The sequence below is a fragment of the Mesorhizobium sp. Arg314 genome (assembly GCF_053714275.1).
Map to the genome: position 1 here is coordinate 1 of NZ_JBSKBP010000001.1, position 14,778 is coordinate 14,778.

At 59.5% G+C, this 14,778-nt stretch carries 9 protein-coding genes and 4 pseudogenes; 8 read left to right on the top strand and 5 right to left on the bottom strand.

Going from position 1 to position 14,778, the window contains the following annotated elements; genetic code table 11:
• Positions 1-231: 231 nt before the first annotated feature.
• A complete protein-coding gene (locus tag ACWGS9_RS00005; protein ID WP_454503305.1) occupies positions 232-450 on the bottom strand; it encodes a hypothetical protein in 219 nt (72 codons plus the stop codon).
• 50 nt (positions 451-500) lie between these two features.
• On the opposite strand from ACWGS9_RS00005, the gene ACWGS9_RS00010 reads away from it, so the two are divergent.
• The 7 genes and pseudogenes from ACWGS9_RS00010 to ACWGS9_RS00040 all read left to right on the top strand — a co-directional run bounded on the left by ACWGS9_RS00010 (position 501) and on the right by ACWGS9_RS00040 (position 5,921).
• The gene (locus ACWGS9_RS00010) at positions 501-914 is read left to right on the top strand and encodes a hypothetical protein (protein WP_454503306.1); all 414 of its coding nucleotides are present in this window, start codon (positions 501-503) and stop codon (positions 912-914) included.
• A 62-nt stretch (positions 915-976) separates the two neighbouring features.
• Entirely contained in the window at positions 977-2,509 is a 1,533-nt protein-coding gene (locus tag ACWGS9_RS00015; RefSeq protein ID WP_454503307.1) for a Fic family protein, read from the top strand.
• Between the two features lie 867 nt (positions 2,510-3,376).
• Positions 3,377-3,557, top strand: a pseudogene (locus ACWGS9_RS00020) (IS110 family transposase); the annotation flags it as partial.
• A gap of 93 nt (positions 3,558-3,650) precedes the next feature.
• A pseudogene (locus ACWGS9_RS00025) lies at positions 3,651-3,879 on the top strand (IS630 family transposase); the annotation flags it as partial.
• Between the two features lie 374 nt (positions 3,880-4,253).
• Positions 4,254-4,332, top strand: a pseudogene (locus tag ACWGS9_RS00030) (ferredoxin III, nif-specific); the annotation flags it as partial.
• Positions 4,333-4,463: 131 nt separating this feature from the next.
• Positions 4,464-4,694, top strand: coding sequence for an exopolysaccharide production repressor protein (locus tag ACWGS9_RS00035; protein ID WP_454503637.1), 231 nt, complete (start codon positions 4,464-4,466; stop codon positions 4,692-4,694).
• A 525-nt stretch (positions 4,695-5,219) separates the two neighbouring features.
• Complete coding sequence (locus tag ACWGS9_RS00040; protein ID WP_454503308.1) at positions 5,220-5,921, top strand: response regulator; 702 nt, start codon at positions 5,220-5,222, stop codon at positions 5,919-5,921.
• 554 nt (positions 5,922-6,475) lie between these two features.
• Here ACWGS9_RS00040 and ACWGS9_RS00045 read toward each other — a convergent pair.
• The gene (locus ACWGS9_RS00045; RefSeq protein ID WP_454503309.1) at positions 6,476-6,928 is read right to left on the bottom strand and encodes a Ros/MucR family transcriptional regulator; all 453 of its coding nucleotides are present in this window, start codon (positions 6,926-6,928) and stop codon (positions 6,476-6,478) included.
• A gap of 617 nt (positions 6,929-7,545) precedes the next feature.
• Between ACWGS9_RS00045 and ACWGS9_RS00050 the strand changes: the two are divergent.
• Positions 7,546-7,848, top strand: a pseudogene (locus tag ACWGS9_RS00050) (ISNCY family transposase); the annotation flags it as partial.
• A gap of 403 nt (positions 7,849-8,251) precedes the next feature.
• On the opposite strand, the gene ACWGS9_RS00055 reads toward ACWGS9_RS00050, so the two are convergent.
• The 3 genes from ACWGS9_RS00055 to ACWGS9_RS00065 are packed head-to-tail and all read right to left on the bottom strand — an operon-like array spanning position 8,252 to position 14,516.
• Positions 8,252-11,362, bottom strand: coding sequence for an AAA family ATPase (locus tag ACWGS9_RS00055; RefSeq protein ID WP_454503310.1), 3,111 nt, complete (start codon positions 11,360-11,362; stop codon positions 8,252-8,254).
• Positions 11,359-12,006 carry an ABC-three component system middle component 1 gene (locus ACWGS9_RS00060; RefSeq protein ID WP_454503311.1) on the bottom strand — a complete coding sequence of 216 codons (648 nt, stop codon included), beginning with the start codon at positions 12,004-12,006 and terminating at the stop codon, positions 11,359-11,361. Before ACWGS9_RS00060 ends, ACWGS9_RS00055 begins: the two co-directional genes overlap by 4 nt.
• Positions 12,003-14,516 carry an ABC-three component system protein gene (locus ACWGS9_RS00065; RefSeq protein ID WP_454503312.1) on the bottom strand — a complete coding sequence of 838 codons (2,514 nt, stop codon included), beginning with the start codon at positions 14,514-14,516 and terminating at the stop codon, positions 12,003-12,005. Before ACWGS9_RS00065 ends, ACWGS9_RS00060 begins: the two co-directional genes overlap by 4 nt.
• Positions 14,517-14,778 lie beyond the last annotated feature (262 nt).

Genomic DNA, 14,778 nt, shown 5'->3' on the forward strand with positions numbered 1-14,778 from the left:
TCACAGCGCCAACCCTCTTCGGCCGGGTGAGAAACTGCTGCTGGCGGCGGCCGGCGCAGGTCTTGTCGGCGGAGCACTGGTGGTTGGCGTTTAGAGCGTTTCCTGTTCTGAGAGAATCGTAGGGTTGATCGGGATAGGGGGACGCCTCGCGGCGCCACCCCTCCCGCACCACCGGGCATAGCCTGCCTATCCAGAAAGCGGTCGGTGGCGACCACTATTGCCTCCAGGGCCTCACCAGCTTCCGGCTGAATTCCAAGCTTTAAAGAGCCGAGCCAATCCGAGATGGATCCGCTCTCCCTCGGCTGTTGCGCGTTCAATCCTGCCACGCGCGAGCAGGATGTTGTCCCAGGCGCCAAGCGCGTCAGCGCGCGTGGAAAGGCGCTCATCGAGAAGTACGATCAAGAGGTCGAGCGACTGCGCCTGGCAATCCTCAAGCAAGGCGCTGGCCATTCGCTGGATTCCAGCGGACGCCATTTCTGCGCGCTGGGCCACCCCGCGAGTTGGCAGCTTACACGCTCTATTGCCGCTTCGGTCTCGGCAGCCTTTTGCTAGATTGCGCGCAGATCCGCCAGCTCGCCCGCATGGGCCAACCGAACGCCGCATCGCATCGGGCAGCCTTGTTTGCCGCTCGTCCTCGAACGCGCGCCTCTCTTATTTCCCGTGCGTGGCTCCTGGCCTTCGCCTTCGACACGGTTGCCATCAGCCTGGCCCTTGCGGGCTCGGGCACCGCCCTCTCCTCGCCAACGCAACCTGGTGCAGCGTCGAGCCCGTCGAGCGCGGGCAGCGGCTTGGTCGTGGCCATCCGCAGGCTCGTCGTGATGCCGAAGCGCTGCTCAAACATGTTGCGGAGTATACGGCACAAAAAACTTGTGATGCCACGGCATAAAAAACTTGTTAGTTCACGACATCGTTGACTTGTAGGAGTTGGGCATTATAGACTTGTGAGCGCACGGCATTAAAAACTTGCAAGGCCCGCATGGCAAAGCCCCATGAAAAACTCGCTGAGTCCCTAGCTATCCTCAAAAAGCTCCAAGAGGGCGGACTACGCATATTCAAGTCGGACGAACTGACCCGCATTCACCGTGAGCGCCTGCTCCAGAACGGCTTTCTGCGCGATGTGATCAAAGGGTGGGTCATGTCGACCGGCCCCCAGGTGCAGCAACAGGAGACCACCCCCTGGTACGCAAGTTTCTGGGAATTTTGCTCCCTGTACTGCAATGAGAGGTTTGGCAAGGATTGGTTCCTGTCACCGGAGCAGTCGCTCCTTCTGCACGCGGAAGCGCCCACCATTCCGCCGCAGGTGGTGGTCAACACACCCAAAGGGACGAACAACAAAATCGACCTGCTGTTCGGCACGTCGCTTTATGACCTCAAGGTCAAGGAGATGCCGGCTGAGCTGATTGAGAAAAACGGCCTGCGTCTGTTCACCGTCGAGGCCGCGCTTATCCGGGTCCCGGAAGCGTTCTTCCAGCGCGCGCCTATCGAGATGCAGGTCGCCATGGCGTCCGTGCGCGACGTATCGACCGTGCTTGCCATGCTGCTGGATGGTGGCCATTCCGCCGTGGCGGGGCGGCTTGCAGGTGCATTCCGCCGCGTGGGGCGCGGCGCCTTTGGTGACGAGATATTGGCGACCTTCAAAGCGGCGGGGTATGGCGTTCGCGAGTCAGACCCCTTTGCCGGGCAGACGGGCGTGACCGCCATCGCGGCCGGCGTTCCCCCCTTGGTCGCCCGCTTGCGCGCGATATGGGAATCGCAGCGCGAAGCCGTGATTGAGATATTCCCGAAGGCGCCGGGACTGCCGTCGGACAAAGACGCCTATATGAAGTTCGTCGAGGATATCTATGAGAGCGATGCCTACCATTCGCTGTCGATAGAAGGCTACAGCGTCACCCCGGAGCTCATCGACCGGGTGCGTGAGGGGAGCTGGAATCCGGAGATTGATGAAGAGGATCGCAAGAACCGGGATGCCCTCGCTGCGCGTGGGTACTACCTCGCATTCCAGAAGGTCAAGGACTCAGTTGCCGCGATCATTGATGGCAAGCCGGCCGGCGCGCTGACGCGGGAAACCCACAGGGAGTGGTACCGGGAGCTGTTCGCCCCGTCAGTGACGGCCGGCATTCTCAAGGCGAGCGCGCTTGCGGGATATCGCAACCACCCTGTGTATCTGCGCGGCTCACAGCACGTGCCGCCGCGTGCTGAAGTAGTGGCCGATGGCATGAATGAACTGTTCGACCTGCTGGCAGCGGAACAGGAGGCGTCGGTGCGTGCCGTGCTGGGGCACTGGCTTCTGGGATATGTGCATCCCTATCCGGACGGCAACGGGCGCATGGCGCGATTCTTGATGAACGCTATGCTGGCGTCGGGCGGCTATCGCTGGACGGTCGTGAGAGTAGAGGACCGGAACGCCTATCTGGCAGGACTGGAAGAGGCGAGCGGCAATATGAATGTGAAGACGTTTACCGCCTTTCTCGCGGAACGCGTACGATGGTCCATGGAAAAGGCGACGTGAGGCGGCGGGTGCGGTTTAATTTGCTTGTTTCGGGGAGCGAAACCCGGCCTACACTTCAACGGTCGAGCGGTTCGAAGAATAGTCGGCGGCGCTGCGGGATTGGCGGTCGCGGGATCGAGGCCCCCGTCACCCTCAAAAGCATGATTCGTCGACAGGTTTCTGGATGCCCAAGGGCGCCGGCGACGTGATCTTTATGCTGCTCAATGAAGACGCCGTCTCGGGCTCGCTGGGCGCGCAGCTTTGGCACAACCGCCAGGAGTTTTCGGCGCGGCGCGACAGCTCGGCGGCCAGCCGGCAGGCGTCGACCGCCGCATGCGCGAGCGCGAGGCAAACCGCGCGCTCAAAATTCTGCTCTCCCGTTTTTTTTCGTCGTCCGCCCCCGCCTCGGCCCGGAAGGCCGAACCAAAAGCCTGCGCCATCGTGAGCGGCCGCGGCCAGCGCAGGCTATAGATGGCCCCTCCCTCCGCCGCAGCATGAGATCCGGGAGAGCGGGATTTCACCTTAGCGTTTCAATTTTTTTCCCTTAGCACTTCAATTGAAATCGGGAAGTAAAAGCGACAATGAGCCTGCCCTTCGCCTGGTTTTTTCTGATGACCCATGGCGCTGCGACCGGAGAGCCTCTGCCCTGGCCGACGCCCCAAGGATTGCTGATGAAGTTCGTGGCGCATCATCTGTGGATCCGGCCAAGCGCGAGACCGATTGGAAGACCTCCTCCGTTTGATATCAGCAACGACTTCAGTTTCGCCCGTTCGGTGCCGTTCGGGAGCTGTCCATCCGCGACGACGCGTGCGAGCTCGGCAGCGCGGAGCCAGGCCTCCAACATCGACAGCAAAGTAGGAGCAAGCTTCCTTGTGATCGATTAGGAGGACACCCAAGGATCATTCCACCACCGGAAGGTGCGACTCGGCGTCATCGCACGCGCCGGCGACGAAGCGTTACGAAGCACGCTGGTGCTGGGCGCCACCTCACTTCCAGACGGGTGCGGGAGGGGCACGGCAGGAATACTTCGCCTTGGCTTCTTGAATTGCTCAAGCACACGTCGCCCGAAGCCTATCGAAAGACCGATTCAACAAACTCCACGCTCGACGCCCAAACTGCGATTAGACAACCCCATCAACTTGCCGGCGCAAAAGGCGGCAGGGGGGTGCGCGACGCCATCGAGCAGGCCGGCGCCACAGTCAGCTTCTGGCCGCCATACGCCCCGATTTTATCCGTATCGAGAACGCCTTCTCAAAGCTCAAGGCGCTTCAGCGTGTCAAGCAGAGCGAACAATCAAGGCCCTGTAGGATGCGGTCGGCCCAATTGTCGAGCTGTTCTTCCCGGCAGACTGCGCGAACTACTATAAGGCAGCACGATATGATCCGGATTAAGCCGGATGTGCTCTTGAAACGGACACGACGAGCATCAGCACTCAAGCCTCTCGTCTAGCATCTGACACCCTGCGAGATGGATGAGCCTTGGCGCTCCCGCTCAAATTTATCCTTTGAAATTCGTCAGCTTCTCGAAAGCTAATCCTCTTAGAGCAAAGGGGCTTTAGACGGGTACGCTGCCCTGTTGAAAGCAAATGGAACCTGAATGTTGGGGAGCCCATGCGTTCGGCGCCCCTTGATGATGGACCTTACACCACCTTGCCGAGGACTGCCGGTCGGCTGGCGCGGGAGAAAGGCTGTCGCGGGGAAAACGTTCGAGGTTTTTGCCAGTTGGACGCTGCAAAGAGAGAACTCGCTGCCTTGGAGAATTCACGATGACCAGCCCGTTCGTTACCCGCGACGGCTCCAGATGGGTGCCCGAATATCTGACCGCTATCGATGGCATGACCTGCATGGCTGCGGAGCTCTGCGCCAGCGTCTGCGCCAAGAACTGCCAGACCCATCTTGCGGCCGACCACGCCGCACCATGATCTGACGGACAAACCAGGAGAACGTCAGTGCCCCTCCGAATGTTCTGCAACCTCATGGCGTTGGTCCTGTCCACCAATGCTCTAGCTGTCTATTTCGTCTCGCACTCCATCGGAGCGGTAATCGTCACGACTCTGAGTTGTGCGCTGGGTTTCGAAACAGCCTATTTCGCAAGCGTGCTCTTTCTGATCTGGCGGTCTGGCCCTCCTGGGAGCGCTGCACAAAAGGCCAATGGCGACCGGGAAGTTTGGCGCCAGTCGCCAACCTGTCGGGAGAACGAGGAATGAACCTTGGGTCTCGGCAGTATCGGCGTGCCGTTTGCCTCGCTTCGACGGCCAAGGGGAGGCTGGAAATTAATGACGGGTTCCCGTTGGAACACGATCTTTTGGCGGACGTGTGGACAGCAGCTTTAGCTCAAATGGCGGGAGAGAACATGCTGGGAAAGCCCCAACGTGCGCCCGCTCACCATTCGCTCCGGCCCCAGCGACGGTCGAGGGCTTTGGTCGTGTTAGAGGGACGCTCCGGCACCCGCCGCCCGCGCGTCGGAGCCGCCAACCGAACAAACTGCGTGCCCGCTGCCTGTGGCTACAATCTGCGGCCAGTGTCACCCATCCTCTACCCCAATCGAGGCACCGGTATGAGGCCGCGCATACCCGAAATCCACCAAACCGGTGGCCTGAGGCCCTGCAACGCCGGCGAATGCCCCCCCACACGGATGCGCCGACATAATGCATCTGCAGTTCATAAAATGCTCCACACATCGACAGCGCCCAACAACGATTCCCGTGCCAAGCCTTCTGATAGGACGCGAAATGCGAACGCTACTTGTTGATCATCATCCAAAGCTTACCCGGGTGATGCAAGGAGCGCTCTTGGACCGCGGTTTCACCGTTGATGTGATGCCTACTCTCGATGAGGCGTCGTTTGCATTTAGTTCAGCGCGCTATGAAATTCTTCTGGTCGAGTTAGCCCTGCCGGATGGAGATGGGTTAGACTGGCTGAGGCAGTTGAGGCGGGAGGGGCATTCGACCCCTGTTATCATGATGAGCAGCGTCGATGATCTCGATACGCGAATCGCGGTTTTCAACGGGGGCGCGGACGATTTCCTGCCTAAGCCTATCTCGCCTGATGAGCTCATCGCCCGAATAAGAGCCGTTTTGCGGCGATCAACGCAGGTGACGGGCCCGATCGTTACATTTGGCAATCTCACATTCGATCCGATTAGCCGCCAGGTTTCCGTTGGTGGTCAGCCGCTAAAGATCCCGCGACGCGAACTTGGCATTCTCGAGCATCTGCTCAACCGCGCAGGTCGCACCGTGCCGCGCGAGTTCCTGGTTGACGGCCTCTATGCCTTCGACGACGAAGTCTCGACCAACGCGCTTGAAGTCGGAATATATCGCTTACGCGGACTTTTGGGCCAATCCGGTGCGACGATTCTTATCAAGACGGTACGGGGCATCGGTTATGTTCTTGAACTGAAAGACGAGCCGCTGGACATAGGCAGTCGGAATTGACAGGGCGATTTCTTCCCTTCGCGAAGCGTTTGGAAGATCCATCTCTCCACCATGCCTTTGAGACCGGTGCGGTGTCGGTCAAAGCCTTTGAATAGAACGCCTGACGCTATCCATGGCGTGGAGGTAATCTATTCAGACAATCGATTTCACAAATTCCTCGGCCGCCCAGTCGTAGCCGGCCTCGTGGCCGGAGCAGTCATCCGCGCAATCGTAGCCATGGAAAGTCTCTTGCGCGTTTGCCGGGGCGGCAAGAGAGTCGGCTAGCGTAAGGGCGCCGGCCGCGACAAGAATTCAGATCATCACAAAATACTCCTATCGAAGCCGAGGCAGTGGGGTATTTTGTGACCGTGCGAAGATGGGTCTGGATAGCCGACCTCAGTCCCAATCCTGATCAGGTGTAGCGGGACGGCGATTCCAGCTTCTAACGGCGTTTAATTGGTCGATGCAGATCGGGCCGGATGCGCCGCAGTCGTCACACTTCACCACGACCCGCCTATCGGCTGTGATGAACGGCCTTGCGTCGTTGCTCGTGCAAAACGGGCAAGGCTCCGCATTCATCGCGGAGAACGCTTTCTGCCCCTGCTTTTCGCCGGCTTTGCCGCAGGCTTCCCGCCGAGCCCACTTGACTTCGCCAGCGCCGAACGTTGGGCCGCGTAGTTCGGCGCTACCATCGGATAGTCCGGCTTCAATCCCCACTTCTCCCGGTACTCGTCGGGTGTCAGTCCGAAATGTACGTCGAGATGGCGCCTGAGAGATTTGAACTTCTTCCCGTCCTCGAGGCAGATGACGTAGTCCGGGAACAACGACCGCTTCGGATTGACCGCCGGCGCTTGGGCAGGCTTCTCAGGCTCGGTGACTTGTCCGATTTTCGACAGCGACGAATTCACGCTTTCGATCAACTCTGGAAGAGACGCAACCGGCACTGGGTTTTTGCTGACGTAGGCAGACACGATGTCCGCAGTGAGCTCGATCACCTGGCTTCGGCCGTTCTCAATCTCTTCCGGCATGCAGTAACTCCGTTTCGCAGCAACAATAGATGAAACCTCTTAGCCGGTTTTCGGCGCAGCGCAACAGTGTGAAGACGCTACCTGAACGAAGCATTGCTACACAACGATTGCAGCCCGATGAGGGGTGTCGAGGCGACCGGAGACACAGGGTACGCCTTGAACGGCCGCCTTGCGGCACAAGCAGCCGTTTTGGAATCGATCTTCCTTTCACTGGCGCGCGCCGGCCGAAATCCCCTGCATTGACAGCCGGCCGGAGCGACGGGCTCGAACGAATGACGAGGCACTTGACGCGACTGCAAACGTGGCTCGGCGGGCGCGGCCTGCTCCCCGACCCGACGGTGTCACATCATGCAGTGGTCCTACCCGATCCTCCGTGTCGGCGACACCGAGATCTGCATCCACCTGACCTTCCTGCTACTGCTCGCCTGGATCGGCATCGCTATTTCCAGGAGGGTGGAACGCCGGCTGCGATCGACGGCGTCGGCTTCATCTGCGCCGTGTTCGCCTGCGCGTGGTATTGCATGAGCTCGGCCATGCCGCTGCCGCTAGTCGCTACGGCATCCGAACTCCAAAAATCACGCTCTTACCAATCGGCGCGTCGCGCGGAGCCGGAGCGCCTACCCTACAGAACCTTCGACAAGCTGCGTTCGGTTCATAGATCAGAGATTGTCGAGAACAAGCGACTTGATGCTGCCCTGGACCTGGTCGCCCAGATGCAGGCTGGCCGGGAGCTTCATCGCAGCCAGCGCGGGCCGCGGCGCACCGGACAGACGAACCACATGTTCGGCATTCCCGACGGCAGCCAGAGCAATGGCTATGTGAAGCGTGGCCGCAAGCCCGGCCGGAAGGCGGATTTCACAAAGGACCCCGCGGTCGTCGTGCGGCGTGAGCAGGCGTTTGCCAGAATGCCCGCAGCCAAGGTCGAGAGCCAGGCCGTCAAAGTCGATCTGACACTCACAGAGAGCGATAGGCATCGTATTGCGGATGTCCTCGCAGTGCTGGACGAGTTTCCAATCAACCGGAAGACTCAACCAACAACGGACGCTGGCCTTTAGCTCGAAGAGGGTCACGCGGCTCTCAAAGCTAAAGCCGACGGAGATCTACTGGATCGCCCCCGATCGGGCTGCGCAACCCCGACCAGCTGACGCCCGATCGGGCGCTGGCGTCGCAGCCGGCAGCACCGGATTGCGACATTTCTACTTTGCTGGCTGCGCGACATTCGAACTTGGTTGCAACATCGAAGCACAAAAGGCGAACATCGATCATCGCCTATGTGTTTCGACCGTCACAGCTGCGGAACGACAAGCTTGAGCTGATTTCTATCTATGCAAATGCCGCCAAGGGCGCCGAGTGGTCTGACGGCCTGTAGGTCCATTCGACACCGTCTTGCCCGGTTCCCAACAGACTTAAGACGGCGCACGGCAGATTGCGGGATACAATCTTTCGTCGCAGAAACTCAGCCTGAGCCCGGTCGTGAGTTGACAACAGCACTTGGTAGCCGCGGCTTGCCACCAGGTTGCAGACGAAATCAGCGAAGGCCGCGGCATGGATCGTGTCGTTATGTTGTAGCGGATCATCGAGGACCAGGCCCCGCCAGCGAGACCATGGGTAGGTAAGGCTGGCAGCGCATAGCATACTCACGGACAAGGCGGCCATCTGACCTTCGCTGTGCACCAATCGGGGGTCGATTGCCCCGATTTCGGGAGGGACTTCACCGTCTTTCGTTGCACTCTGCTCTACACGTCGATTTCTGACGTGCAATTCAATCCCGACCCGAGGGTCCCCCATGATTGCGCGGTTGATAGCTTTCATGAGGTCGTCGAGGGGCTGCATATAGCTCGTGTTGAACTGCGCCAGTTCGTCGAGTATGTCCGAGCTCGCGGCCTGGGCGATGTCCTTACTCTCGCGAGTTGCTTGGGCGAGCCGTGTCGTCGCGGTCACGCGATCCTGCGCTTCCTTGCGGAGCTGCAGTCGATCACTGTTGGGTGCGCCATTCACCGCCGTCCGTAAACGCTCCAGCGCGGTGAGGTGATTGTCGACCAGCGCTTTGGCAGCTCGACCGTCTCGCAGTTGCTTCAGCAGGTCGCCAGCTTCTCCCAGTATGTTCCGAAGTCGGCCGATTGTCGTCGTCAGCGCCGCGATTGAAACGGCGTCAGGTGCTTCCGACTGAGCAAATGCAAGCTTCCGCCAGTTTTCCCCAGCGTCGCGTTTTCTTCTCTCCGCAGCGGCAATCTGATCAGCTGTCTGTTGTTGACGCGTTCTTGCCGCAGGCAGAGCAACTTCGAACGACGCCAACTGCCGTTCAATCGCTTGCCGCGCCTGCGTCGCGCGTCGACTTCTCTCCTCGAATGCCGAGAGCTCGTCTTCCGTCCTCCGGATCCCTCCCGCCAACTTGCTGTCGTTTAGATCGCCAACGACTTCCACGAGCTCGCGAAGTGAGTTCGCGGCCGCTGCAAGTTCTGAGGCGGCGGTGGTTTGGGTTAGAGCCGCAGCGTTCAATTGTAGCTGAGCTTGATCTCGCCTCCTGATGGCGGTGGCGTGTTCGCCTCCGGGTGTGAAGAAGTCGCCGTTCAGCCGATTACGCCAATACCACTTCCTCCGCCTCAATCTCGCGATCTCTTCTGTACTCGCCGCCAGCTGCCGCTGGCGCTCCTCGGCTGTCGCACGCTTAACTGCACCGTCGCCGAACACGCCGATGCCCAGTTCGGTCCTAGCCTTTTCCTCGGATTGAGATTTCTCGGTAAGCGAAGTCAGGTCGCGCTTTGCGGCCCTCAGCTGTTCGAGGCGGTTGGTGGCCGCTTCCGACCTCTGCGAGGCAGATTGAACGCGCTCCTCCTGAGCCAACACCAAAGGAGCCAATCTTGCCGCCGCATTCGCCGCATGCTTGTGTAGTTCCCCTTTCACTTCAAAGTGGGTGGCGCAAACCGGACAGTCGCAGGCGTCGAGGGGCAGGTTGGCGGCAACGCTTGCGACCGCGCCTGACATTGCCGAGACGGTTTTCCTCAGTTCGACAAGGATGGTGTTCTGCTCGTCAAGAAATAGCTTTTCGTCTCGGGCAGACGCTTCCGCCGCTGCCAAATCAGCGTCGAGGGTGGGGAATTCAAGTTGTAGCTTCTGGATCGCCGATTGTAGCTCCGCAACCCTGGCATCGCGGGTAAACCAGAGGCCTACGCTGTCTCTCTCAGTTTGGGCCAAGTGTGCGCGTTCATCGAGGCGGGCAACGTCACCTTCAATTCGGCGCACGATCTGCAGCCGGCGGTCCAAGGCCGCTGCGGCCGCACTTTCCCGAGACACTACGCCTTGGGCCGCTGCAAGTGCGACATCTGCGGCCTCTTTGCGCGCCCGTGTGGAAGCCTCAGATATCCTTGCGTCCCGCAGGCCGATGAGCAGAGTCAGGGCAGCTCTGATGGCATCCGACGAGTCGGTCGTGCTGGCCTCTTCGACCTTGGCGTTCTCAAGCGAAGCTGCACTTTCGTCATATTGCGATGTCAGCGATGTGACCTGCTCGTCTGCGATCGCTTTTGCAGCTGCGTGCTCCAAAGATTGCCGCGACGCGCTTACGAATTCGTCAAGCGCAGAATTGGCGTCGGCAACACCTGCCTCCAGCCCGCGCAGGCGGGTGCGTTGCTCGCTCAGTCGATCATCGAGGGTCGCAATCGTGTTCTGATCGAAGCCAGCTATGGGTGTCAGCGACGTGTCGTCAGCGGCTTCATCAAGCAGACGCGAGATGGAACTAGCAAGCCCGGAAGCTTCCGTTTCATCTAGGCCTCCCACACCTGTCAGACCGGACCATAGGTTCTCTTCTGTATCGAGAAGGGCCTGGAGTGTGTCGACCTCGTCGTTCAGCATTTTGATGCGACCGTTGTAAGCACGGGCGGCCTTCGTGTTGCCCTTACCATGGAGGGCGTTCGCGACGTCTTCGATCTCTTTGCTTTCGGCTGCCTCCTTGAGAATATCGAACCGCTCGCCAGGATCGCGGTTTGTCAGACGGGACATCATGGATTGTCCAAGGAAATGGGTGAGGAGCAAATAGCTTGAGAGCCCTGTAATGCTCCGGTTCCACCTCTCGTCCTTCAGGAACTCCGTTACGTTTTCGATGTTACCGCCAATGATCGACTTGGTCGCCTCGCGAGACGACAGGGTTCGCACAAGGCTTTTCTCGCCGGAGAAGTCCATGGTCACGGATGTTGGTCCGGTTGGTCCTTCGCGCCATCGGCAGAGATAGCTGCCAACCTTCTTGACCCCGTCGGCGTCGCGGAAGTGATCGATCTTGTCGGTCAAGGCCCATTCGAGTCCGTCAAACAACGATGACTTACCGATGCCGTTGCTGCCCTGGACGACGAGCACGCCCGGCCCATCTCGGAGGCGAATATCTAGCTGCCTGAAGCTTCGATACTGTTCGAGACGGACACGCGTCAGGTAAACGTCACTCATTTCGACGCCTCTCTGCTGGACACGAGTTCAGTCACAAGACTCTCTGGGTCGTCAATCAACCGCTCAGCGAGCGAAACCCATTGCTGCGCTACCTCTTTGGTGAGCCCGCGCTTTTCCAAGAGGCGCTGGGCTAGTTCGTGGGTCTGATCGAGCTGAGCGTCACTAATCGCTTTCACGTGTGCCCACGGCATCGCTAGAAAGGTCCTGGCCAGGAAAGCATCGAATGACTCTTGCACGGCCGTCTGCTTCGGTATCCAAACGAGCTTCCGACACACGGTTTCGTCGCGTTCGATGAGGTCGACCAGCCGCAGCCAGTCACCAGTTGGAGTCGGAGAGGTCGCGCAGAGGAACAAGTGCGCATTGATAACCTCCCGCTCGTACATATACGACCGGGCAACCACCATCTGGGCGTGGAGCTTCTTAAGCGCCAACGTAACGCCTTCGACCGTATCAAGTCCAATCGGCGCAACAATTACCGGGTACTGGCCCAAGCGGAGCCCGAAGAGTCCGTCTGTGGGCTTCGTCTCCGGTTCAGTTGGCCGGCTGCGAAATGTCGGTGAAGTGAAGTCTCTGACTTCAATGGCCTTCCAACCCACCTTGTCCGTCGCCTCGACCAATAGGGACTTCAAGATTTCAGGCGTCATATCAGAACCCTGTTTCGATCGTTGTCCTGCCGCTCGCGCCACTGCCGGAATTCTTCCTGCACCGCAACTATCCACCCCGGCAGGTCAGTCCGAAGTGCCGTGCGCCAATGCGCATCGTTGCGGATAATTGCCGGCTTCGTCCGCCGCGCCACGTCGAGCCCGGTTCCCGGGTCTCCCGCGTTCAGGATCGTATCGTCAGGTCCTGTGACCGCAACCTCGGAGCTCCGTGAGAGTATCAAGGCGTCAACGTCCCAGTGCTCGGGCATATCCCACTCAGTGAGCAGGCCGCCGTCATCGAGCGTATCGGCCGCAGAACCAAGAGCCTGCCCGTTTTTATCGAACCTGAGATTTCCTCTTGGAACCGATGCAGGCTCGAGAGGCTCGCCAAGGTGGGTTGCGAGGATAAGCAGAAGTGCGCCCGCCATACGCTCCAGAGCGGTCACGTCCCCGCTCCATGGCTTGGCAGCAACGGGCCCGATGTTGCCTAACCAAGCAAGGAAGGCACGGCGCAGGTCGGGTAAGGCGTCAAGCGTCTGGCGCCAGTCGGCCCAGGTTGCCATTACGGCGGCCATGACGCCTGGCGCGATGTTGCCGAGCGTGTCGCACTTGCCTAGCATCTGCGCCGCTACGAGCTTGCTTTCCAACTGACGGACGAGCGAAGCATCGACATGCTCGCTAAAGCTAATCGCGCCGACCACACGATAGGGATACCGAGATGCCGCCGCAGTGGCGACAGCGGCAACGGGCAACTTGGACTTCCAGGCCTCCCGCACGCGTGCTCCTGGCGTGAGGGTAATCTTGCCCCCACTGGCCTTGCTGAGGCGGATCAGGTCATCCGCATCCAGCTTGTCAGGCGGCACTTCCAACTGCACGGCTATTGGAGCGGCCGCAGTCTCACCCTGGATTACGAGGTCCTCCAGAGAGGTCTTTCCACGTTGCACCAACGTTTGGGTCGCGACGTCCCAGCTGATCAGGATGGTTGATGCTTCGTGAGCGGATTGACCGGCGAGTTGCTGCCGCCTAGCGCCGTCGGCGAGTTTTTGTCGCCACAGCTCAAAAAACACCGTGTAGGTCTCAGCATCGAGGGTGGGGGGATAAAGCAGTTCCGGTTTCGCCGCGAACCGAGCCTTCGACACTCGCTCGTACTCTTCAAACTGCTCTTTGGCGGGCTGATAGCGCTCCTCCTTGTTCGGGCCGTGACGAAGGATCACATGGTTGAACCTGTCCGCGAAGGCTGCACCGCCCAGCGTGATGCCTACCGGCTCAAGGCCATCTGGATGGTTGATCACATTTTTGATCTTACCGGAGGTGCGACGGACGACGACCCCTTTCTGCTTAGCGGCGTGCAGGACCGCGAAGACCATCGATTGATTGAGCTGCGCTGCCTTTCCCACAGAGAACAGGGGGCCGCTTGAGTTGATCGTCAGAAGCCGATCGGTCCGGAGCTGTGGTACTAGGCGATCAAGTATGCCTCGCTCACGAAAGGTACTGAGCACCTCTTGCTCGAAGACAGGTTCCAAGTCTGCCTCTGGCGCCAATCCGGCGTACGCCTTGAGGATCGTGGTTCGCAAAACGTCCTGGTTGAAATAGCCGAGGAAGGCCTCCGTGAAAGGTACGTGCTCAAATCCCTCGATAAGAAGGTTGAGGATGTCGGTCAGGGCACCATCGCCATTGCCACTTACAAGGTAGGTTACAGGCGGATTCGCCTCAACCGCGGCCGTCCCGACGCCACGTTCCTTCCAATAGTCATAGGTGTCAGCTGCCCCTACCGTTCGTTCGTCGCCAAAGCCCATCGCAAGGAAAACCTTCTGGACGATCCTTGTCGCACCATCCGCGAAGGTCAGTCGCCATTCGGTCCCCGACTTTTCTAGCGTCTTGAGGCGCTTTTCCTGTTGCCAGATGAGCTTGGGAAGCATGGCTTTGTAGCTATGAAAGTCGGCCGCCAGTCTCTTGGCGATCGGCTTGCCGGTATCCTGGCTCCAGTCCAGGAATGGCAACCCAGCGCTCTTGTCCAGCGAGCCGAGCGCCGGCCATTCATAGATATGCGGGTGGAGCAAACGGGGCGAGGCGCTTTGGAGCTGGAGGACTTCAACGGCCGGGTCGTATAAGCTGACATCATAGTCCAGCAGGCCTAAGGCCAATGCGCAGGTAACGCCCGCGGCGCCGCCGCCCACGACGGCTATCGTATCGTTGGCTTTTAGAATACCTCGTTCATGCAGAGCTCTGACCAGTCGAAATGCACGTACCTGCTGGGAATAGAACGTGATACGTCGCTCGAACGCGCCTAGAAAATACAGCCCGTCGCTACCCGGCAGAGTGCTGGCGGTAATCCAATCGTCTAGAGCCTCTGTGAAAGCTGGTGCCATGCGTGCGTTGAATGCCAGCGCCCGCGCCAATGGCGAAGCACTGCTTGCTCCGGTTCGTTGTTTCCCCACTTCAAGATTTCCAAAGAAATCCGAAGCAACGAAGGCAATCCTTGCCGTCAAAATCTGGATCGCGCAACTGTCCATCTACGCAAGATTGGCTTTGAGATGCCGAGCAAGCAGCTCTTGGTGAACAGCTGAAACGCCTGGCATGCAGTGGACCAGCAGCCTTTGGGAGATTGCCACCGGTGTCGGAATAACCGAGCGTGAAGTGATCGAACAATCCAACTTGCCTTGAGAACGCGCCAACAAACAATGCCGTTTTGAATTACGCGAGATCGTGGATGGCCACATTAGGAATGACGGCCCTGGCGACTCCAGAGCCAGGCTGGATTACGGATTGGGCGCG